The organism is Curtobacterium sp. MCBD17_023 (genome assembly GCF_003224415.1).
Lineage (GTDB): Bacteria > Actinomycetota > Actinomycetes > Actinomycetales > Microbacteriaceae > Curtobacterium.
The window spans coordinates 77,109-98,667 of record NZ_QKLJ01000007.1 but is presented as its reverse complement, the minus strand read 5'-3'; the positions used below and the strand labels follow the sequence as shown (position 1 = coordinate 98,667).

The 21,559-nt window shown below is 66.7% G+C and carries 15 protein-coding genes; 12 read left to right on the top strand and 3 right to left on the bottom strand.

The genetic code is table 11. The features are described from left to right. The first annotated feature begins 134 nt into the window (after window positions 1–134). On the top strand, window positions 135–1,493 hold the full coding sequence (locus DEI84_RS10390; RefSeq protein ID WP_110890771.1) for a sensor histidine kinase: 1,359 nt from the start codon (window positions 135–137) through the stop codon (window positions 1,491–1,493). Next, window positions 1,490–2,179, top strand: coding sequence for a response regulator transcription factor (locus DEI84_RS10385; RefSeq protein ID WP_110823460.1), 690 nt, complete (start codon window positions 1,490–1,492; stop codon window positions 2,177–2,179). The genes DEI84_RS10390 and DEI84_RS10385 overlap by 4 nt, the downstream gene beginning before the upstream one ends. 288 nt (window positions 2,180–2,467) lie before the next feature. On the opposite strand, the gene DEI84_RS10380 is transcribed toward DEI84_RS10385, so the two are convergent. The 3 genes from DEI84_RS10380 to DEI84_RS10370 all read right to left on the bottom strand — a co-directional run bounded on the left by DEI84_RS10380 (window position 2,468) and on the right by DEI84_RS10370 (window position 8,833). Continuing rightward, window positions 2,468–3,760, bottom strand: a complete 1,293-nt coding sequence (locus tag DEI84_RS10380) for a PP2C family protein-serine/threonine phosphatase (protein WP_110890770.1) — start codon at window positions 3,758–3,760, stop codon at window positions 2,468–2,470. Window positions 3,761–3,910: 150 nt separating this feature from the next. Further along, window positions 3,911–7,798 (bottom strand): TIM-barrel domain-containing protein, encoded by a 3,888-nt coding sequence (locus DEI84_RS10375; RefSeq protein WP_220032891.1) that lies wholly within the window; start codon window positions 7,796–7,798, stop codon window positions 3,911–3,913. 312 nt (window positions 7,799–8,110) lie between these two features. Next, entirely contained in the window at window positions 8,111–8,833 is a 723-nt protein-coding gene (locus DEI84_RS10370; RefSeq protein WP_110890769.1) for a CPBP family intramembrane glutamic endopeptidase, read from the bottom strand. A 157-nt stretch (window positions 8,834–8,990) separates the two neighbouring features. Here DEI84_RS10370 and DEI84_RS10365 point away from each other — a divergent pair, with 157 nt between their 5' ends. From DEI84_RS10365 to DEI84_RS10330, 10 genes are all read left to right on the top strand, one after another. Next, window positions 8,991–10,436 (top strand): polysaccharide biosynthesis tyrosine autokinase, encoded by a 1,446-nt coding sequence (locus tag DEI84_RS10365; RefSeq protein ID WP_110823464.1) that lies wholly within the window; start codon window positions 8,991–8,993, stop codon window positions 10,434–10,436. A 16-nt stretch (window positions 10,437–10,452) separates the two neighbouring features. Continuing rightward, complete coding sequence (locus DEI84_RS10360) at window positions 10,453–11,388, top strand: hypothetical protein (RefSeq protein ID WP_110890768.1); 936 nt, start codon at window positions 10,453–10,455, stop codon at window positions 11,386–11,388. A 4-nt stretch (window positions 11,389–11,392) separates the two neighbouring features. Beyond that, window positions 11,393–12,868 (top strand): sugar transferase, encoded by a 1,476-nt coding sequence (locus DEI84_RS10355; RefSeq protein WP_110890767.1) that lies wholly within the window; start codon window positions 11,393–11,395, stop codon window positions 12,866–12,868. Next, window positions 12,868–14,007, top strand: coding sequence for a glycosyltransferase family 4 protein (locus DEI84_RS10350; RefSeq protein ID WP_110890766.1), 1,140 nt, complete (start codon window positions 12,868–12,870; stop codon window positions 14,005–14,007). Before DEI84_RS10355 ends, DEI84_RS10350 begins: the two co-directional genes overlap by 1 nt. A gap of 106 nt (window positions 14,008–14,113) precedes the next feature. After that, complete coding sequence (locus tag DEI84_RS10345; protein WP_181420417.1) at window positions 14,114–14,755, top strand: WecB/TagA/CpsF family glycosyltransferase; 642 nt, start codon at window positions 14,114–14,116, stop codon at window positions 14,753–14,755. Then, on the top strand, window positions 14,748–15,644 hold the full coding sequence (locus DEI84_RS16090; RefSeq protein ID WP_110890764.1) for a glycosyltransferase family 2 protein: 897 nt from the start codon (window positions 14,748–14,750) through the stop codon (window positions 15,642–15,644). Before DEI84_RS10345 ends, DEI84_RS16090 begins: the two co-directional genes overlap by 8 nt. Before the next feature lie 350 nt (window positions 15,645–15,994). Continuing rightward, a complete protein-coding gene (locus DEI84_RS15485; RefSeq protein ID WP_146236350.1) occupies window positions 15,995–16,618 on the top strand; it encodes a glycosyltransferase in 624 nt (207 codons plus the stop codon). A gap of 202 nt (window positions 16,619–16,820) precedes the next feature. Beyond that, the gene (locus DEI84_RS15480) at window positions 16,821–17,936 is read left to right on the top strand and encodes an O-antigen ligase (RefSeq protein WP_181420416.1); all 1,116 of its coding nucleotides are present in this window, start codon (window positions 16,821–16,823) and stop codon (window positions 17,934–17,936) included. Next, on the top strand, window positions 17,933–19,351 hold the full coding sequence (locus DEI84_RS10335; RefSeq protein ID WP_110890763.1) for a lipopolysaccharide biosynthesis protein: 1,419 nt from the start codon (window positions 17,933–17,935) through the stop codon (window positions 19,349–19,351). Before DEI84_RS15480 ends, DEI84_RS10335 begins: the two co-directional genes overlap by 4 nt. 100 nt (window positions 19,352–19,451) lie before the next feature. Continuing rightward, window positions 19,452–21,272, top strand: a complete 1,821-nt coding sequence (locus tag DEI84_RS10330) for a DUF4012 domain-containing protein (protein ID WP_110890762.1) — start codon at window positions 19,452–19,454, stop codon at window positions 21,270–21,272. Window positions 21,273–21,559 lie beyond the last annotated feature (287 nt).

Genomic DNA, 21,559 nt, shown 5'->3' with positions numbered 1-21,559 from the left:
AGCCTGGGACGAGGCGGGCGTCGGCCGCATCGGCGGACCGGCTGGGCCTCCCGTCCGACCGACTGATCGTCGCGACCGGCGACTCCGACCTTCGGAGGAGGCGCGACGTGGACTCCGGCGGCTAGCCTCTCGCCATGCGTCCTCTGCCGATCCCGCCGTGGGTGCGGTCCGCGCTCGCGGGGGTGGTGTTCCTCGGAGCCGCCCTGATCGCGATGGAGGGGCTGCACCGAGCCGGGTGGTACCCGACCCGGCTCGACGACTACCGCCTGACCGCGTTGCTCGTCGCCGTGTGCTTCGTGGTGGGGCAGCGACTGCCGTACCCGCTGCTCGTGGTGGTCGGGGTCGTCGTCGCATGGCCCTCGTGGACCTTCGACGTGCTGCAGGTCCGGCTCATCCCGCTCGTCATCGCGGTCTACCTGGCCTGCGCTGCCGGCCGCCGGGTGCTCGCGGTGCTGTCCGTCGCAGCCGTCCCGACCGTGCTCGCGATGTTCCTGCCGCTCGTCTCCGTCCCCGTGCACGACTGGCTCACCGCGCTCCGCGGCTGGCAGGTCTGGTCGAGCAACGCCGACTGGTCGACGATCGTCCTGATGGGGATCCTGCTCGTCGCCTGCGCGTTCCTCGGCCGCGCGACCGCACGACGACGGCGCTCCGAACTCGTCCTGCAGCGCCGCAACGAGGAGCTCGTGCGCCTGCGGGAGGCCGACCAGGCCCGCATCGCCTCGGAGGAACGGACCGCCGTCGCCCGCGAGGTGCACGACGTCGTCGCGCACCACATGGCCGCCATCGTCGTCCGGTCCCAGGCCCTCGTGCGTGTCGGGGTCGCCGACCAGACCGAGTTCGCCGAGTACGCCTCGTGGGTCGCGGGCACCGGGCAGCAGGCGCTGTCCGAGATGCGGAAGGTGGTGCGGGTCCTCCGTGCCGGTGGGGACGGGGGCACGACCGACGCTCCGGTGTCGCTGCGGGCCGCGGTCGAGGACGCCGTCGAACGGGTCCGGGCGACCGGCGTCGAGGTCGAGGTCGACCTCCGCGTGGGGGCGCGGCTCGGCGTCATGCAGGACTTCGCCGTGCTCCGTGTCTGCCAGGAGGCACTGACGAACACGCTCGTGCACTCCGACGGCTCCTGCGTGCGGGTGACGCTCGCCGTCTCGGAGGACCGCATCCACCTCGAGGTCCTCGACGACGGCGGGACCGAGGGCGGCCCGCGGGTGCCGGCGCTCGCCGCCGGCGGGGCGGGGATCCGCGGCATGCGCGAACGCGCCGCGTCGATCGGCGGGGTGCTCGACGCCGGTCCGGTCGACGGCGGCGGCTGGCGGGTCGTCCTGGAGGCCCCGCGCGAGGTCCCCGGATCGGCCGCAGCTCCGACCGGGGGCGCGCACACGACCGGGCCGTCGCTGGCACCGGCGCCGGTCCGGACACAGGCAGCGACCGCCGGGGCCGGGGACGGGCCCCGTGCCGCTGCCGCTCCCGTCGACCGCCGGGTGGTGGCGCCGTGATCCGCGTGGTGATCGTCGACGACCAGGCGGTCGTGCGGACCGGACTCGGCATGATGGTCGACGCCGAGGCGGACCTGACCGTGGTCGGTCAGGCACCGAACGGCGCCGAGGCGGTCACCGTCTGCGCCGAGCTCCGCCCCGACGTCGTGCTCATGGACGTCCGGATGCCGGTGCTCGACGGCATCGCGGCCACCCGCACGATCGTGTCCGAGGGCACCGCAGGCGCGGTCGTCATCCTCACCACGTTCGACGACGAGGAGTACCTGCTCGACGCCGTCCGTGCCGGGGCGCTCGGGTTCCTGCTCAAGGACGCCGGCCCCGACCTCATCGCCGCCGGGGTCCGGGCCGCCCACACCGGGGACACCCTCATCGCACCCTCGATGACCCGCGCGCTGCTCGAGAACCGTCTGGTCGCCGCGCCCGTCGCAGGAGGCCCGGCAGCACCGACCCCGCCGGCCGAACACGCCTCGGCCCTCGCCGCGCTGAGCGCCCGGGAACGGGAGGTCCTCGGCGCCCTGGTCCGCGGTGCGAGCAACGCGCAGATCGCGAAGGACCTCTGGATCAGCGAGGCCACCGTGAAGACCCACATCAGCAGCGTCCTCGCCAAGGTCGGCGCGACCAGCCGCGTGCAGGCCGTCGTGTTCGCCTACGAGAGCGGCTTCGTCCGGCCCGACTGGTCCGCGTAGTCGCGCGCGCCGGGGCCGCCCGCCCGGCACGGTCCGCCGCCCGCCCGCCCGCCCGGCACGGTTCGCGCTGAGCGACAGTGCTCGCGGACGCGGCTACGAGCGGTGTCACTGAGCGCGAGCGGTCGGCCGCCGCGGTCGGCCGCCGCTGTCGGTCCGGCCGGGAGGCACGTGGCGGGGCCGCGCCGGGCCTCCCGTCCGGGACGGTTCGCGCTGGGCGACAGTGCTCGCGTGCACGGCCGCGAACGGTCTCGCTGAGCGCGAAGCGAGCAGCAGCCGCCGCCGCCGCGGTCAGGCGGAGCGCGTCAGCGGCGCCGCCGCCACCTCGGTCGGCGAGGACACGACGGCCTCGCGGCGGATGGCGATGACGGTCACGTCGTCGTCGTGCGGCACCCGGCCCGCGCGTTCGGTCAGGGCCGCGACGATCGCCGCGGGCTCACGGTCCTGACCGGCGAGCTCGGCGACCGAGTCGACGGCGTCGTCACGTCCGCCGAACAGGTCGAGGACGCCGTCGCTGAAGGAGATGAGCAGGTCGCCCGGCTCGAGGATGCCGGTGGTGGTCGCCCACTCGTCGCGGAGGCCCATCCCGAGCGGCAGGTCGACCGACCGCAGGCGCTCCACGCCTCCGTCGACGCGGAGGATGAAGCTCAGGCCGTGTCCGGCGTCCGCCCACTGCAGGCTGCCGTCGTCGTCGATGCGGGCGTGGAACAGTGTGGTGAAGGTGACGTCGGTGCCGGAACCCTCGGCGGCGAGGCCGTCGGAGGCGCGACGGAGTGCCTCGGAGGTGTCGTCGACCGTGCGGGCGCTGCGGATGGTGGCGCGGACGGCGGCGGCGATGAGGCCGGCCCCGACGCCCTTGCCCATGACGTCACCCAGGCTGACGGCGATGCCGTCGCGGGTGCGGTACCAGTCGTAGAAGTCGCCGCCGACGCTCTTCGCCGGCAGGCAGGCGCCGGCGACGGTGACCGCCTGGCCCATGTGGTCGCTCGAGGTCGGCAGGAGGGACCGCTGGACCGCGGCGGCGCGGCTGATCTCGGCGCGGACCCTGCCCTCGCGGGCCTGGGCGGTGAGGACGGACCGGCGGGCGCGGGAGGACAGCTCGTGCACGATGACGGCGACGGTGCCGAACACGATGACGGTGATCGCGAGCCGGACCAGTTCGCTGGGACGCGGCACGTCGCCGGGCAGGAGCACGAACGGGGCGAGGATGACGAACGTCACGCCGAGGACCGAGTACACGATGGTGCGCCGACCCTCGAGGGACGCCCACCACACCACGGGCAGGACCACGAGGGACGTGAAGACCGACGCCCCGGCGCCCGTGCCGGTCCGGAACAGGGCGATGGACACGAAGTCGACGGCGAGCAGGATCGGGACGAGCGGCGCCACCTTCGGCAGGTACACGGCGACCGCGGCGAGCAGTGTCGCGATCGCGGTCGCGACCAGGCTCGCGAGGAAGAGCTCCACGTGGGTGACCGAGAGCGACGGCAGCGCCACGGTGCACAGCGCGCCGAGGGCCAGCAGGCCGCTGATCGGAGCCTGCCGGACGAGGGGGTTGTCGATGACGCTGGTGGGGCGAGACATGCTCAGGGCAGGCTACTGGTTCGCGCTGGGCCGCGCCGGTGTGGCGTCCCGAAGAGGGGCCAGGACGACGACGACGGCGAGGCACCCGTTCCCGGGTACCCCGCCGTCGTCCGACCTCGGGCTCAGCGTCGCGCGCTCAGCCCGTCCGGCTCACTCCGCGCGGCGGCGTCGCATCCGCTGCGTGAGGAGCAGCCCGCCCGCGGCGAGGAGCACCACGGCGAGGATGCCGATCGGCACGACGTCCGCACCGGTCCAGGCGAGGGCACCGTCGCGGTCCGCACCGGAGCCTCCCGGCTGGTCGCCGACGGGCTGCGCACCGGAACCACCAGCACCGGAGCCGTCAGCACCGGAACCACCGGCACCAGGGCCACCGGCACCGGGGCCACCGGCACCGGGGGCACCGGTCCCCGGGCCGCCGGCACCGGGACCGTCACCCGGAGCGGGTGTCGGCGACGGTGACGCCGTCGGGGGAGCGGCCACCACGGTGAAGGCGGCCCGGGCGAGGACCACCCCGCCCACCGAGGCGGTCACCGTGACGCGGCCGGCCGCGGCCGTCGCCGGCACGGCCAGCTCGGCCGTGAAGGACCCGTCGGCGGCCGTGCGGACGGTGACATCGTCGCCCATCTCGGGCGTCGTCGCCAGCATGACCGTCGCGTCCGCCGGGAACCCGGTGCCGATGACGGTCTGCGTGTCACCGGCAGTGACGCGCTGGTCCTCGACCTGGAGGCTCGGGACAGCGGCCGCGAGCGTCGAGTACCGCACGACGGTCCGGTCCGTCACCGAGCGCTCGGCGACCGGCACCGTGAGGGTGCGGCTGTCGGCGTCGTACGTCCACTCGGACGCGGCGACGGGGGCTCCGTCGATCGTGACCGACTGCGGACGCTCGGCGTTCGTGAACGTCGCCGTCCAGGAGCGGTCCTGCACCTGACCGTCGAACGAGCCGTCGACGGGGGAGATGTCGAGCGTGCCGCCGGTCGCCTGCTGCGTGAACCGCATGGCGGTCGAGGCCGAGTTCCCGGCCGCACGGGCCGAGGTGTCGGCTGCGGCGGTGGGCTGGCCCTCGCCGGAGTCCTCGTGCAGGGCGAACGAGCCGTCCGCGCCGGTCGCGACCGTCACCGTGACCGCGTCGAGCGGTGCGGCGTCGTTCGCGACGTGGTGCGAGCGGGTGGGCACGATGCCGCCGCTGCGGACGAACACCGGCATGGTGGTCAGGTCCGTCGTGACGTCGGCGGTGGTGCCGCCCTCGTAGGTCTTGCCGGTGAACCAGTCGGTCCAGGTGTCGCCGGCCGGGAACCACACCGAGGTGGTCGCGGTCGAGCCACCCGAGGTGACGGGTGCGACGAGGACGTCCTTGCCGTACAGGTACTCCTTGCCGGCCTGCGCGTAGGACTCCTGCGCCTCCGGGTACTGCAGGTAGAGCGGCTGCAGCATCGGGGTGCCGGTGCGCGAGGCGTCGGCGGCGAGGGTGTACGTCAGGGGGAGCAGGTCCTCGCGGAGGTTGAGGAACTGCTTCGCCGACGCGTTCGCCTCGGCCGGGTACTGCCACGGCAGCCGGTCGCTGTGGTTGCTGTGCAGGCGGTCGATCGGCTGGAAGGCACCGAACTGCACCCAGCGGGCGTAGAGGTCCGGCGGGAGCTGCGTCGTGCCGGGCTCGGCGCCCTCGATGCCGTACTGGCCACCGTTGTGTCCGCCGATGTCGTGGCTGATCGCCGACAGGCCGGTCGCTGCCGACTCACCGGGCGTGTAGCCGACCTGCGCGGCGAGCTCCTGCCACGTGGACGTGGTGTCCCCGGTGAAGTGGAGCGTCGTGCGCTTGTCCGCCCACGGTCCGGTCGGGACGGCCTGCGGGTTGCCGTAGCCGCCCGCGGTCAGCGACCCGTACGCGCGGGAGAACGCGAGACCGCGGCCCTTGAGCTGCTCGTCGGTGTACTCCGCGTACTGCTGGTTGATGAACGCGTCCGGCGTGACGCCGTTCGCCGAGTACTTCGAGTTCTCGCTGCAGCACCAGTCGAGCCACCACATGTCGACGCCCTCGGGCTGCAGGGTGTCGTGGAGCTCGAAGTAGGCCTTGAGCTGGTCGGGGTCGGACCAGTCGAACAGGTAGCGGTCGCCGTCACCCTTGGTGAGCTTGCCCTTCGCGGTGGCCTGCGCCTTCGCGAACTCCGGGTCGTTGCCCGAGATCGACGGGTGGATGTTGAGCGTGTTGTGGATGCCCTGCTCGTGCCAGTCGGCGAGCAGCGAGGTCATGTCCGGGATGCGGGACGGGTCGACCGACCAGCCGTTCCACTTGCTGTCGCCCTGGTTCGTGGTGCTGCCGGTCTTGTAGTCCGTGTCGATCGCCATGACGTCGACGGGCACACCCTCGTCCTTGAAGCGCTTCGCGATGGCGAGGTAGTCCTCCTGCGAGCGGTCGTAGTACTCGGAGTACCAGACGCCGTATGCCCAGCGCGGCAGGAGCTTCGACGGCCCGGTCAGGGTCGCGAGGTCCTTCAACGCCGTCGTGTACTCGGTGCCGTACCCGAACACGTAGCCGTCCTGGTAGCCCTCGCCGCCGTGGTCACCGCGGGGCGTGGTCTGCTCGGTGGCGGTGTCGTACAGCGCCGAGGCGGTGTCGTTGAGGAGCGACCAGCCGTCCTGGTAGAGCAGGCCGGGGTTGGTCTTCACGGAGCCGTTCGCCGTGTCGAGGTCGCGTCGGTACCCGCCGAGCGGGGCGTGCGCGGCGAGCAGCGGCGAGGACTGGTCGACGACCGCGATGGTGTCGATGTTCACGTTGCAGTTGTTGTCCACGGTCGGGCAGCCGAGCGTGACGTCGTTCGCGCCCGCGGCCAGGTGCACCGGGATCGTGACGGTGTTCCAGTAGTCCCAACCGCTCGTGGGTGCGAGGGCACCGGTGGTGGCCTCCTGGCCGGCCGGTGCGACGGTGAGCTCCGGGGAGTTCGCCGTGCCGTTCGCGTACCGGACCTGCAGGGCGTAGTCGCCCACCGTCGGGACACCCGTCACGTGCGTGGTCAGCGCCGAGTCCGCGCCGCCCCAGAGTCCGGACGCGAAGCCGTCGCCAGAGAACCCGTTGTGGTCGGCGGCGGTCTGGGCGTTGCCCGCCTTGCCGGCGTCCTCGGCTTCACAGACCGCACCGAAGGCGCAGTCCTGACCGGCGGTCGCGGGGGTCGGCGTCGGGTAGGCCGCGCCGGAGGGCACGACCGCCAGGCTGTCGACGTTCACGCGGCCGGAGTCGGACGCGCTGCGCTCGATCCGGATAATGTGCTTGCCGGCGGTCAGGTCGAGGGCCGCCGTGGTCTGCTTCCACTCGTCCCAGCTCTCGCCGGCCGGCAGGCGCAGCGTGACCGGCGCCCCACCGTCGACGACGATGCTCAGGGTGCGGGTCTCGAGCTGGCCGTCGCCGCCACGGTTGTTCGCGTAGCGCATGGCCAGGTCGTAGGAACCGGCCTGCTGCACCGTCGTGGCGAACGTCATCGAGTTGCCGACGTTCTCGAACCCGGCGGCGAAGCCCGACCCGGTGTAGCCCGCGTGGTCCTTGGCGGAGGCCAGGCCCTGCAACTGCAGTGCCTCGCCCTCGCAGAGCGTCCCGATCGTGCAGACCGGGGTCTCGGCGGTCACCCACGGGGAGCCGGTGACGGCCTGACCCGTGGACGTCGTCAGGTCGACCTGGAGGTTGTCCTGGGTGAAGTCCCCGGACCCCTCGCGGTACTTGACGGTCATCTTCCCGGTGCTCAGCGTCAGCCACCCGTCCGCACGGGTCTGCGTGAACGGCGTCGCGGCGAAGTCGTCGCGACCGATGACGTTGAAGGTGCCCTGGTCGATGAACTGCGCGTCACCGGCGTACTCGGTGCGGATCAGGGTGGGGGAGAGGACCTGGAAGCGGGCGTCTCCCGACACCACGGTGCGGGCGTCCGGCGCGGCGGCTGCCGGCAGGGCGGAGATGCCGAGTCCGCCGAGCGCGAGTGCGCCGACCAGGGCTCCGGCGAGGGACGACCCGAGGACGCGTCGGCGCCTCCGGGTCGAGGTGAGAGTGGGACGCAAAGGTGTGCTCCTCGTGGACGGCGTCGTCCGGTCGTTCGTCGGCGTGGCCGACAGCGATCTGCTGAGGTCGTCGCGCGAGCGCCCCCGTCCGCCCGCGTTACAACGTGGGAAAGAGTAGGGCTCACAGCCGGTTCAGGGAAGTCCGACAGGAGATCGGAGGGTTCGCGGTCGCGCTCAGCGGACCGGACGGGAGGCCCGGATCGCCGGATCAGGACGTGGTCGCCCTGGCAGTCGCGACAGCCAGCGGGCGCCGAGCGGCGAGGCCGGCGCGGCTACCAGGAGGGTCGGCCGCGCCAGGTCCGGTGGCAGGAGTCAGCGCGGCCAGGTCGCGACGACCGCCACTGCGTTGAAGAGGACGTGCGCCAGGACCGCGCCGCCGAGCCGGTTCGTCATCGCGACGAGCGTGCCGGTGAGGGACCCGAGCGCGAAGGTCGTCAGGAACACCCGGAAGCCGTCGAGCTGGGTCGTCCCGGCGCCGAGCAGGACGTGCAGCACCGCGAACAGGAACGCGGTCAGCAGCACGGCCATGAAGCGTGTGCGCGGTGTCAGCTCCTCGGCCATCCGGCGCTGGAACAGTCCGCGGAAGAAGACCTCCTCGAGGAAGGGACTGACCAGCACGAGGCCGATCGCCGACACCACGAGCAGCGTGATGTCCGGCGTCCCGAGGGTGGGGACCGGTTCCAGGCCGGTCCTGCCGCCGAACGCGAGGCCGAGGAACGCGTCGAACACCCGGACCAGGATGACGATGCCGATCGCGAAGATCGCGTCCCCGATCTCGAGGCGCAGGATCCGGGCACGACCAGGGTTCGGTGACCGTCGCAGCACCCAGACGATCCCCGCCACCAGGGGCAGCCAGACGGCGAGGTCGGCCGCGATCACCTGCAGGACCGGCGACGGGATGCTCCCGCTCCGGCTCACGCCGCCGACGACGCGGGCCAGGATGACCGCCACCCCGAGGGCGACGAGCAGGATGACCAGGTCGCGCTGGCGGCTCGTGTCGGGCTCGGCGTGCTTGACGTCGGACTCGGTGCTCATGGGGTCACCGTAGAGGACGCGGTGACCGGATCGCCCGACACAGCCGAGCGTTGCTCGATCATGTGGCACTATTTGAATGCCGTAGGCCGGGACGTCCCCGGTGCGCCTGTGTTGGGACCGCAGGAGCGCGGCAGGATCGTCGGGGAAGGCGGGCCGCGTGGAACTACGCGACTACATCACGGTGTTGCGCAAGGGATGGGTCCTCATCCTGGTGTTGGCACTGGTCGGAGTGGCCGCGGCAGCGGGCTTCTCGCTGTTGAAGAAGCCCGTGTACTCCGCCTCCGCGCAGGTGTTCGTGTCGACGGAGACGTCGGGCAGCGCGAGTGACCTGGCCCAGGGCAACACCTTCACGCAGCAGCGTGTCCTGACGTACTCGAACCTGGTGTCGACCCCGATCGTGCTCCTGCCGGTCATCTCGAAGCTCCAGCTCGACATGAACGCCGAGCAGCTCGCGACGATGGTGTCCGCGAGCGCGCCGACGAGCACGACGCTCATCTCCATCAGCGTCAACGACACCGACCCGGTCCGGGCCGCGGACATCGCGAACGCGACCTCGCAGAGCCTCACCAACGTCGTCGAGGACATCGAGGCCACCGACGCCGAGGGGACGAGCAGCGTCAAGCTCACCCGCGTCAAGCAGGCCGACGTGCCGAGCGCCCCGGTCAGCCCGAACGTCCCGGTCAACGTGGCCCTGGGCCTCCTCGTCGGACTCGCGCTCGGCGTCGGCATCGCCGTCCTGCGCGAGACGCTCGACAACCGCGTCCGCACGGAACAGGACGTCGAGAAGATCAGCGACAAGCCGGTCGTCGGCGGCATCGCCTTCGACAGCAAGGCGTCGGAGCGTCCGCTCATCGTGCAGGTCGACCCGCGCAGCCCCCGTGCCGAGTCCTTCCGCACGCTCCGCACGAACCTGCAGTTCCTGGACCTCGGCACCGGCTCGCGCACTTTCGTGATGACGTCCTCCGTGCAGTCCGAGGGCAAGAGCACCACGGTCGCGAACCTCGCGATTGCCCTCGACAGCGCCGGGTTCCGCGTCATCCTCATCGACGCCGACCTCCGCCGTCCGCGCGTCGCCGAGTACATGGACGTCGACACGAACGCCGGCCTCACCGACGTGCTCATCGGCCGCGCCGAGCTCGAGGACGTCGCACAGCCCTGGGGCCGCGGCAAGCTCGTCGTCCTGCCGGCCGGTCAGATCCCGCCGAACCCGTCGGAGCTCCTCGGGTCCCGGGCGATGCAGGAACTCATCGAACGCCTGGAGAAGGAGTTCGACTACGTCCTGTTCGACGCCCCGCCGCTCCTGCCCGTCACGGACGCCGCGATCCTGTCGAAGAAGGCCTCCGGTGCGATCGTCGCCGTCGCCTCGGGCAAGACGCACAAGGGCCAGTTCGCCGCGGCTGTGTCGGCGCTCGAGAACGTCGGCGCTCCGATCGCCGGGTTCGTCATCACGATGATGCCGGTCCGCGGTCCGGGCGCCTACGGCTACGGCCGGTACGGCTACGGGTACGGCTACGGCCTGGAAGCGGACGAGAACACACCGAAGGTCAAGCCGCCCAAGCGCGGCGGGAAGAAGCTCGGCGCACTGAGCCGCGCTGAGCGCTGAGACGGGGTCGGGGGACATGGACACTCGCCGGGGGACCCGAAACCTCGGTTCGACCACCACACGGACCACCCTGGTCTGGGTCGCCGTCGTGGTGGTCGTGCTGGTCGTCGTCGACATCGCACTCGTGACCCTCGCGCTCGGTCGCACCGCTCCGAACGCCGGGGACCCGGCAGGCCCGATCCCGACCTTCTCCAGCTCGCCGGACTCGAGCGCCAGTCCGACCGCCTCCGCGGACTCCGCGGACGCCGCGGCCGTGACGCGTCGCTTCCTCACCGCGGTGGACGGCCAGGAGGCGTGGCGCGCCACCGGCACGACGTGCGGCGGACCCGCGCCCACCCTCGAGCACACCGTCGACGGTGGCGCGACGTGGGTGCCGGTCGCGCTCGGACCGGACGTGTCGACGCTCATGGCGATCCGGGCCTCCAGTACGGACCTGACGATCCTGGCCGGCGTCGGTGCGGACTGCGCCACCACCGTCCGCACCAGTGCCGACGACGGCGTGACCTGGACGGCTGGCAGCCCCGGCGCAGCCGGTGCCGGCATCTCGACGGCCGGCATCGTCCTCGCCACCGGTGTCGTCGAGTCGCCCTGCGGCCGCCCGAAGAAGGCGTACCAGGGACAGCAGACCTCGGTCGTCATCTGTGAGGGGAAGGTCGAGTGGCGTTCGGGCACCGGCGAGTGGGTGGAAGTCCCGGTCGACGGGATCCGCGCGGTGGCGGACAACGACGACGAGTACCTGCTCGCCCGTGTCGGCGCCGAAGGGTGCGCGGGTGTCGAGATCGCCTCGCTGACCGCGATCGGCGTCACGCCGGAGACGGCGACCCCGGCCGTCGGCTGCGCCGCTGACGCCGCGACGATCGGCCCGATCGGCCTCGACCGTGCCGGGGACGACGTCTGGCTCTGGGCCGGCGACGCCGTCTCCGTGTCTGCGGACGGCGGCGCGACATGGTGACCGGATGGCGACCATGACCGCGGGCGCGGTACGGGTCTCAGCATCGACGGGCTCCACCGAAGCGTGGAGTAGGTCCTACTCGCGCCGCGTCCTGGTCACGGACCTGTTGGCGCTCTTCTGGGTCGTCTTCGGCGTGCAGATCGCGTGGCTCGGGCTCGACTCGAACCTGGCGACGAACACCGCCGACCTGCGCCTCAGCTACACCGGGATCTCGATCGTCGTGATCGCCGTGTGGATGAGCGCCCTGGCGCTGTACGACACCCGGGGGCACCGCGTCATCGGCGTCGGTAGCACCGAGTACCGCCTGGTCGCCGACTCGAGCGTGCGCGTCTTCGGGGTCCTGGCGATCGCCGCGTACCTGCTGCACGTGGACCTGGCCCGCGGGTACATCCTCATCGCCTTCCCGGTCGGCATCCTCGTCCTGCTGCTGTCGCGGTGGATGTGGCGCCAGTGGCTCGTCGCCGAGCGGAAGCGGGGGAACTACTCCGCCAAGGTCCTGCTGGTCGGGTCGACCAGCAGCGTGCTGCACCTGGCCCGTGAACTCGGCCGGTCGCCGGAGGCCGGCTACCGCGTCGTCGGTGCGGCTGTGTCAGCAGGGACCCGAGGCGTCCTGCCCGGCTCGGCCGTGCAGAGCTTCGGCGGCTTCGACGACCTGACCGAGGCCCTGGCGGAGACCGGTGCCGACACCGTCGTCATCACCAGCGCGGACGACCTGCCGCCGGAACGCGTCCGCGAGCTCAGTTGGTCCCTCGAGCCCGGTCGCCAGCACCTGGTCGTCGCGCCGAGCCTGACGGACATCGGTGGCCCCCGCATCCACACCCGCCCAGTGCAGGGCCTGCCGCTCATCCACGTCGAGACGCCGACCTACTCCGGGCGGAAGCTCTACACGAAGCGGGCGTTCGACCTGGTCGGGTCGACGGCGCTCATCATCGTGCTGTCGCCGCTCCTGCTCGTCCTGGCCCTGCTGGTGAAGCTGACGTCGCCCGGCCCGGTGTTCTTCCGGCAGGAGCGCGTCGGCCTGAACGGTTCGACGTTCCGCATGATCAAGTTCCGGTCGATGGTCGTCGATGCCGAAGCCCGGCTGCAGGAGCTCAGCCAGCTCGACCGCGCCGAGGGCAACGACGTGCTGTTCAAGATGAAGAACGATCCGCGGGTGACCCGGGTCGGGGGCTTCATGCGGCGGTACAGCTTGGACGAGATCCCGCAGCTCTTCAACGTGCTGCTCGGCGAGATGTCGCTGGTCGGGCCGCGTCCGCCGCTCGCAGCGGAAGTGGCACGCTACGACTCTCATGTCCACCGTCGCTTTCTCGTCAAGCCGGGGATGACGGGACTATGGCAAGTAAGCGGTCGATCTGACCTCTCATGGGAAGACTCGGTGCGTCTCGATCTCTTCTACGTCGAGAATTGGTCTATTATCGGAGATTTAGCAATTCTGACCAGAACTATTCGAGCTGTCTCTAATTCGCAAGGGGCGTACTGATGGTGTCGCTTAATGAAAGCGAAAACCGCAGGCGATCGTCCGCGACAAGTATCGCTCTTGTGGCTAATGGTTCATTCCGCAACAGCCGGGCCGTTTCGGGTGTTCCTTATTTTCTGGCTCAGGCAATGCAAGAACTGGCCATCGTCGTGCCTATCAATGCATACCCAAATCGACCCGTGCGGTGGCTAGCTAGAGCGCTGACCTTCCGTCGGCGACGAGATAGGTGGGACGAAGTATTCCTGCATGGCTGGCTTCAAGCTGCACTTCGATCGGCAATCAGGGACTTGAAGTTGATCGGCCGTTCGGGCGACGTCCGTCACGTCATTCACATTCGATCTTGGTACTTTCCCAGCAGGCTGCCGTACAGCGCATTCATTGACGCAACCTCCACTATGCTGCAAGGGGCTGCACCTAAGTGGACGCTGCCTGAGGTTCAGCAGGTCAAACGACGCAGGCGTGAGCAGCGATACTACTCTGGTGCGACGAAAATCTTTGTGGCATCGCGGGCTGCGTTCGACAGTCTTACCGAGCACTACGACGTTCCGCCCCAAAAAATAGTACTCACCGGCAACGGCTTGAATAGCTTCTCCGGCCGGTCGCCAAGCGAACGATCTGGTCCGGCAAGGAAATTCCTGTTCGTTGGGAAGGAGGTGCAGCGTAAAGGGCTCGACCTTCTTCTTGAAGCTATGGCGTCGGTGCATGAGAGTAGACCCGGAATCACGCTCACCATCGCTGGGGTTGACCAACAGCAATTACCCGGCTGGACGAGGGACGCCTCCTGGATCGACGTTCAAGGACTCATCCAGGATCGGGATGTTTTGCGCGATGTTTATGACGCGCACGATGTGCTGTGTTTACCAGCTCGACAGGAAGCATTTGGACTGGTAGCCCTTGAAGCGATGTCTAGAGGTCTGGCGTGCGTGGTGACGAATGTTGGAGAATTACCCGTCAATGTGCGCGATGGAATCGAAGGCCGCGTAATCACGCCCGAAGACGGACCGGGTCTCGCGACCGTCATCTTCGAATTGAGTGACGTTTCCACAGATCTTCGGCGCATGAGTGCTTCCGCGATTACTCGAGCCGGTGCATTCTCGTGGTTGTCAATTTCTAAGCAGATGCTTTCGACGATAGGGCTGTGATGCAATGCGTGGGGAATTGAACGTTCCGCTCTTCAAAATATCCGTGACTCCACGGACTGCTGCGCAAGTCGTAGCCGCTATCTTCGAGAGTATCGATCGTGGTGGCTTGCAGATAGCCAATTACAATCTTCATGGCGTCTACATGCATATGACCAACGAAGCGTTTGCGGCTTACACGGGCGGCGCAGATCTTCGGCTTATAGATGGCTGGCCCATCCTGGCCGCGTCTCTCTGGCCACGGCTTGGTTCGTCGAAGTATCGTGTTGGCAGCACTGATTGGCTCGAGGTACTCCTCAGGCATGAGGAGCGCAGCAGATTGCGCATCGTCGCTATCGGCGGGACGTCGGCCGCTAGCAGGTTAGCTGAAGCCGCGGTAACGTCTGCTTACGAAGGCTTGATCTGGGAGGGAATCGACGGCTATGACGGCATTGGCCTTGCCAACACCGACGAGACTGACCGTGCCATTGAAGGGGCAAATCTGGTTCTTGTGGCGATGGGCATGCCCAAGCAGGAAGAGTGGATCGTCGCACACGAGGATCAGTTGCGAGGCAAAGTGGTAGCGAATGTTGGTGGGGTAATCGATTATCTGGCGGGCGCTCAGTCGTTAGCACCAAGGTGGATGGGCAGATTGGGCGTTGAGTGGCTGTATCGCCTGCTGCTGGACCCGCGTCGACTGGCAGATCGCTATCTTCTCGAACCCTTTCGGCTTTTCGCAATCCTAAGAAGGCGCGGATCATCCGATGATTGATGTGGTTGTGCCAACCACGGGACGGTCAACCCTACGCCGAGCGGTGATGAGCGCCCTTGCGCAGCCGGAAGTGGCTAGAGTGATCGTGGTTCTAGATCGGCCCGAGGTTGAGGTCGAAATAGCCAGCATGCTGGCTGGAACCAGGGCAGAGATAGTGTGTTCTACAGGGATGCAGGGGGGCGGGGCTTGCCGACGAATCGGAACCCGCCTGGCCACGGCGGACTGGATTGCCTACCTCGACGACGACGACTACTGGGCGCAAGGGCGATTCGGCGAAGATTATGTTTCGGTGCTCAGTTGCTCCGCTCAACGTGTACTGATCACCGCAGGATTCAATCTAGTCCAAGACAGCAGCACGACCGATCAGTCCGTGCGTCGAATCCCGCGGCATCCGCCGACTTTCCGGAACGAAGGATTGGCGACTTACTTAGCGGAACGGAGTTCGTTCCGCTACGGGGCAACAGGCTTGCAAAGCAGTGCCATCCTCGTTTCTGCGGTTTTGGGTCGTGCCGTCGAGTGGGATCCGACGTTGCGGAAACATCAAGATTGGGACTTTCTGATCCGGTGTTCCGAGATTGCGGACGTGAAAGTGCATGTGAATGCAACCCGCGTCTTCACGCAACAGGGGTCGGCGGATTCCATTTCCCGACGTCGTGAGTGGCGCGACTCACAAGCATTTCTTCTTCGGCATGAATCCTCGATGTCCCCTCGTTCACGCGCAGACTTCGTACTCGTTCACATTATGCGTGCGGCTATCAGCCAGCGGGATCTCCGGGGGGTCCGGTTCGCGTTGGGCCGGATTCACGCAGTACCTCACCTAGCGGCAGTAGCTGTTGCTCTGGCAGGTTTGCCAGCAGCTTTCTTGACGGAAAGGCGGACGAAGCAATGACCCAGCGCAAGGTGCTCATCGATGTTAGGACGCGGCATTGGGCGAAAAATCCTTATATAGAATTGCTTGCTGCTCGAACGTCTCCCGAGACGGAGGTCATTGGCTTCTCGTGGACTCGAGCACTGTTTGGTGAGTACGACATCGTCCATCTGCATTGGCCAGAGCATTTGATATCAGGAGGTCGACTAAAGCGAGTAGTCTCAGCCTTGCTTCTTTGCATGTGGGGCCTCACCCTGCGATGTCGCCGTGTTCCGGTCGTTCGAACGAAACATAATCTGCACCCCCATGACCGAATCGGGCGCCTACGCAAGTTAGCCATAAGAACTCTCCCTCCATCGACTCTTAGCGACGTGTACCTTACCGTACGTCAAGGCCTTGACTTCCCGCTTGACGACGATTTTGTCATTCCTCATCCGAACTACAGGCCCTGGGTAGAGGCTCGAGAGGTCGAAGTCGAGCCCGCGGATTCCAAGGTCGACCCGACTGCGCTGGTCTTCGGAATCGTAAAACCCTACAAAGGCATAGAGAGTGCTATTGCGGCCGTCGGTCGGACCGGAGGTCTCCACTTGAAGGTGATAGGACAAGCTCCGAATGCACAATACGCTGAGGAAATACGCACGCTGATTAAGAACTCTCCGGGGAGCGTATTCAACGAGGGTCGAGTGGCGGATAGCGTCCTGATAGCTGAGATCTCGAAAGCCACCGTAGTGTTGCTACCGTACAAAAGTCTGTACAACTCAGGAGCCTTGCTTCTTGCGCTTTCGCTCGAGACGCCAGTCGTCGTGCAGAAGTCAGCCGTGGCGGAGACTCTTGTTTCAGAGTTTGGGTCCGACTGGGTCCGGGTTATAGATTTCGATAAGGATGAGATTCCGCTGTCGGCGCCTCATGCATCTCCGGAGTGGGGTCCAAGTCGAGACTGGGGCGAGGCCGCCAGTGCTCATAATCGTGTTTATCGCCGTTTAACGTCGGAGTAAGTCCGTGGATTCCAACAAAGGTGCGGCAACGGCTTTCACCTCACCGGCAACGCTGTCGGCCGTTCTTATAGGAGTGGGTGCTGCTTCACCTGGGGTTGAGTGGAGGATAGGCGGCGTCAATTTTGCCAATCTGTGCTTTCTGCTCGCCGTAGTGATAATGTTTGTAACTTCGTCGAGGATGCTCCTGTTCTACAGGCTCACCATGATCGACGTCGCCTTTGCGTTGTACATTGGTTCCAGAGCATTGCTGGAAGCGTTCAACAGTGCTGACGTGGGCCACGGCTATCGAAGCGATGTAATACTTCAACTAGTCATTTACGCCGCTGTATTCGTTGCATGCCGCTTGATGTTGATGACCGGCGTCGACTGGAAGCAAGTGCTACGGATCATCGTTTTTCCGGCTCCTGCGGTTGCGCTGCTTGGACTGCTTCAGACGGTCAAGGTTCCCGCCGCGGAGGACCTTGTTCTCTCGCTGACGGGTTTCAGTCCGACGCAGGATACCGCGGGCGGCCTGGCTAGGGCCACGAGCACGGTGGGACACTGGACCGGCCTGGGTGCGTACTTGCTGGTCGTTCTCACGGCCCTCTGCTTGTTGGCAGGAGAGACAGCGATCGATGGCAGACGTCTGGTATTCGCCCTCGCCTTGGTTGCGGGCGGGATTTTATCGACTCTTACTCTTGCGATCATCACGGGCGCAGCGTTTGTAGCCTTGATTTTACTTTCGCGCTCGGCATCGTTCCGTCGTAGGGCCGTTCCGATAGTTGCACTCGGAGCGATTCTCACCGCGTTCTTGAGTGGCCCAATCACGGCGCGTCTAAGGCAGCAGTTTGGTTACAATCCTGGCGCATTCGCTCAGAGGCAGGGCTGGTTGCCTGAGAGCCTGTCTTATCGCATCCAGATTTGGGAGTCACAGACTCTGCCCGTCGTCTCATCGCGGCCCTGGACCGGCTGGGGTCAAGGATTTTACATCGAGTTCAGGCAATGGGGAGCATTTCCCCAGTGGGCAGTTTGGCCGTCCGCGGAGTCTCAGTGGCTCTTAGAACTTGTTTGTGGTGGGATACCTCAACTTGTATGCCTTCTCTTGTTGATTGCATCTATCTGGCGTGCTTCAGCACGTGCGAGTCAGGAGTCGCGCAGAGCCGTACGCGTTCTGATGGCCGTTTCCATAGCCTCGGCCTTCACCGTTCCGATCTTCACCAATGCCGGATATCTCGGCATAGCCTTGCCTTTGGTGGCGCTCGTTTGTGAAAGGAACTGGGTTGCGCCTAGTGCCTTTCCGAAGCCCTTCAGAGGGGAGCGGCAGGTGGCTGCTCGATGAAGCGCGGAAGCATCGTGCTCGTGTCCGGGCAGTGGCTGAAGTATGGGCTTCAACTGGCCTCTTTGGTTGTACTCGCTCGTCTGATGGACCCAGCAGACTTCGGGACCCTTGCACTGGTTACGAGCCTCACCGGTATAGCTTCGGTAGTTGGAGACTTTGGGCTTTCGCTCTCGGCCCTTCGCGCGAAGGTGCTGTCGCGGCCATTGCAGTCGATGCTTCTGTGGGCTAATGTTCTCATAGGCCTCATTTTAGCTGCATCTTTTATAGCCTTGTCGCCGCTGATTGGTGTCGTATACGGTCGGCCGGACATCGTCCCGCTCATCTTATTGTTGTCGTCAACATTCGTTCTCAATGGGGCAGCGGTGCAATTCAAAGTCGTTTTGAACCGCTCAGCGAAGTATATTCGGCTATCTATGACGGATGTGCTAGGTCAATTGGCTGGCTTCGTGCTGGCCGTGATTCTCGCTGCCGAAGGGTTCGGAGTATGGGCGCTTGCTTGGCAGTTAGTTGCGGCGGCATTCAGTGGTCTCGTTCTAGCCGCACTATTCTCTCGATGGCGTCCTTCGCGTCCCTCGTTGCGTTCTGGGCTACGAGCCCATGCTAGGTTCGGATTGGCAACGTTTGGCACCCAAGTGGCGAACTATGTCAGTACCAACGCGGACACAGTTTTACTCGGCGTCTGGCAGAAGGCTGCGGAAGTAGGACTATACAATCGCGCTTTCCAACTCAGTGTGTTGCCGGTACAGCAATTGGCTGCGCCGCTTACGCGAGCCGTGTTGCCATCACTCGCTGGCATCGACTCGGTGTCGGCATTCCATCGAAAATTCCGACGCCTTCAGGTAGTCTTCGCATACGTGGCGCTCCCGGTGTTGCTCATGCTTCTTGTGAATTCGGGCGACCTGGTTGCGGTGGTCCTTGGACAGCAGTGGCGTCCGGCTGCGCCGATCCTCCAGCTCCTGGCAGTAGCGAGTGCGTTTCAAGTCCTTGCTTACCCTCTGTATTGGGCGTCCTTGGTGAAAGCAAAAGTGGGCGTGCTCTTTTGGACGGAGCTGCCAGGCCGGCTTCTTATCATAGCTGGAAGCTATTGGATGGCGAAACTTGGGGCAGTTGAAGTTGCGTCAGCGGTGGTCGTCGGTCAGTTCGTGATGTGGGTTGTTGGAGTCAGTATTGCTCCTCCCGCAATGAAGCTCCGACGATCGCACTTTCTTGCACCGTTGGTGCGACCGCTGGTTGCGGTCTGCGTTTTGGCCATATGTGAATTGTCGGCTGGTGTACTCGCTCGCTTCTTCGGTTTAGATTCGAGTGGGCGCCTCGCTGCGTCCTTAGGGGGAGTAGTGGTCAGCGTCGGGATACTTCTCGCGTTTCGAGGGTTCAGGGCGGAATTCAAGGAACTCCTGGCATTCCGCAAGTCTTAGGAGGAGTGTTACGGGTCATGGCTTGTAAGCCCTAGTCGACCGGACCTCGCCGAGGCGGCTGAGAGTCGCCGTGAACCGAGGAATGCTATAGCCTCCCCGCATGTCCGACTTGCCCGAGTCGCGACCCGCTGCTGCACACCGGGGGCCCAGAGCCCGAGTTGTGCTGTGGATCGTCGTCGCTCTCGTCCTGCTGTTGATCTTCGCTGTCGCTTGGGTCGGTGCGCGTGGCCTACTCGCGAAACACCATCTCGAGCAGTCGGTCGCCCTCGTGAGCACGCTCCGGACGCAGATCACGGGGGCGGACACCACTGCGGCGCAGAGGACGGCGAAGCAGCTGGAGGACCACGCCGCGTCGGCGCGGAGCTTGACCGGCGACCCGATCTGGGGCGCTGCGCAGTCCACGCCTTTCTTCGGCACGAATCTACGTGCCGTCCGTGACGTTGCGGTCGTTGTCGACGACGTTGCCACCGGCGCGGTGCGGCCGACGGCCGGGGTGCTCGGTGACCTCAACCAGGAGGCGTTCAGGCCAGACAACGGACGCATTGACCTGCAACCGCTCGCCGACGCCCAGCCCGCCGTTGCGCGTGCAACGAAGACGCTGTCGGAAGCTGTCGACGCAGCCGATGACATCGACACCACGTCGACGTTGTCGCCGGTCACGTCGGCGGTGAACCAGCTCCGGAATGCGTTAGCGACGGTGGCGCGACAGGCAAGCACCGCCAACAAGGTCGTGCAGCTCGCGCCTGTGATGCTAGGTCACGACGGAAACCGCAGCTACGTGCTGCTCTTCCAGAACAACGCCGAACTGCGCGCCGGCGGCGGGATCCCCGGCGCGGTCGCGCTCCTGCAGGCCAAGGACGGCGCGATCAGTCTCGGCAACCAAGCTGCGGGGTCGTCCTTCGGGCCGTACGACAAGCCGGTGCTACCGCTGTCGGCCGCGACGACGAGCCTGTACGGCGACATCACCGGGCGGTACATGCAGGACGTGAACCTCACGCCGCGATTCGACGTCACCGGTGCGCTTGCCCGGGAGATGTGGAAGCAGAAGTTCGGGCAGCAGGTGGATGGTGTCCTGGCGATCGACCCGGTGACGCTCGGCTACATCCTCCGGGCGACCGGTCCGGTGCAGCTGCCGACCGGGGACACGCTGACGTCGGACAACGCAGCGAAGCTCCTGTTGAGCGACGTCTACGCCAAGTACCCGGACCCGGCGGTGCAGGATGCCTTCTTCGCATCGGCGGCGAGTGCGGTCTTCGAGAAGGTGTCGAGCGGTGGCTTCGACACCAAGGCGTTCATCGCCGCGTTGACCGACGGCACGAAGGACGGGCGGCTCCGGCTCTGGAGCGCGGACGAAGCGGAGCAGAAGCAGATCGCCGGAACCGCAGTCGCCGGCACCCTGCCGACCGCGTCGGCGAGGACGCGCGAGTTCGGCGTCTACCTCAACGACGGCACCGCTGCGAAGATGGACTACTACCTCGACAAGAAGGTGTCGGTCGGAAGCTCAGTGTGCCGGAAGGACGGGCGACCGACGTCCGTGGTTGAGGTGACGCTGAAGAACACCGCTCCGGCCGATGCAGCAACCAGCCTTCCCAGCTACGTCACAGGCGGCGGATACTTCGGCACAGAGCCCGGCAAGATCAAAACGCTCGTCGCGGTGTACGCACCACCGGGCTCGATCTACCTCGAGGCTTCGCAGGACGGCAAGGGCGCGGCCCTGCAGACCGTAACGGACGGTGAGCACCCGGTGGCACAGATCCAGACGCTGCTCGAGCCGGGCCAGAGCACGACCTTCCGCGTCGCGTTCCTCGGCGAGGCGAAGTTCGCGAAGGCCGGAGTGCAGGCGGAGTCGACGCCCGGCGTCCGTCAGACCAAGGTCGAGCCGCTGCAGTTCGACTGCGCCGAGCCGGTCCCGGTCGGCTGAGGCCAGCGAGTGCGCGGACGATAGGTACTCGGTGACCGCTCTCGCCGCAGGGTGAGACGGCGTTTCGCCGAACTACGCGGCCGATCGTGCCCCCAATCCGGGGGTGCTGCGCGGGCTGAGCGGACTGCTAGCCGCACTCAGTTGCGACCTCGGTCCTCCTCAGGGAGGGCGGGCGGAGACGACGCGTCGCTCGTGACCTGGGGTTCTCTGCGTCGGGCGCACGGTGCCGGCTGCGGACGGAATCCGGGGCACGTGCTCCCTGGGAACCGATCCAGCGCCTGTTCACG

Coding starts and splice junctions, on each gene's coding strand:
- DEI84_RS10380 (WP_110890770.1), bottom strand. CDS start 3,760: ATGTCTCGCCCCACCAGCGTCATCGACAACCCCCTCGTCCGGCAGGCT.
- DEI84_RS10350 (WP_110890766.1), top strand. CDS start 12,868: ATGGTGTCGCTTAATGAAAGCGAAAACCGCAGGCGATCGTCCGCGACA.
- DEI84_RS10390 (WP_110890771.1), top strand. CDS start 135: ATGCGTCCTCTGCCGATCCCGCCGTGGGTGCGGTCCGCGCTCGCGGGG.
- DEI84_RS10360 (WP_110890768.1), top strand. CDS start 10,453: ATGGACACTCGCCGGGGGACCCGAAACCTCGGTTCGACCACCACACGG.
- DEI84_RS16090 (WP_110890764.1), top strand. CDS start 14,748: ATGATTGATGTGGTTGTGCCAACCACGGGACGGTCAACCCTACGCCGA.
- DEI84_RS10335 (WP_110890763.1), top strand. CDS start 17,933: ATGAAGCGCGGAAGCATCGTGCTCGTGTCCGGGCAGTGGCTGAAGTAT.
- DEI84_RS10355 (WP_110890767.1), top strand. CDS start 11,393: ATGGCGACCATGACCGCGGGCGCGGTACGGGTCTCAGCATCGACGGGC.
- DEI84_RS15480 (WP_181420416.1), top strand. CDS start 16,821: ATGATCGACGTCGCCTTTGCGTTGTACATTGGTTCCAGAGCATTGCTG.
- DEI84_RS10370 (WP_110890769.1), bottom strand. CDS start 8,833: ATGAGCACCGAGTCCGACGTCAAGCACGCCGAGCCCGACACGAGCCGC.
- DEI84_RS10330 (WP_110890762.1), top strand. CDS start 19,452: ATGTCCGACTTGCCCGAGTCGCGACCCGCTGCTGCACACCGGGGGCCC.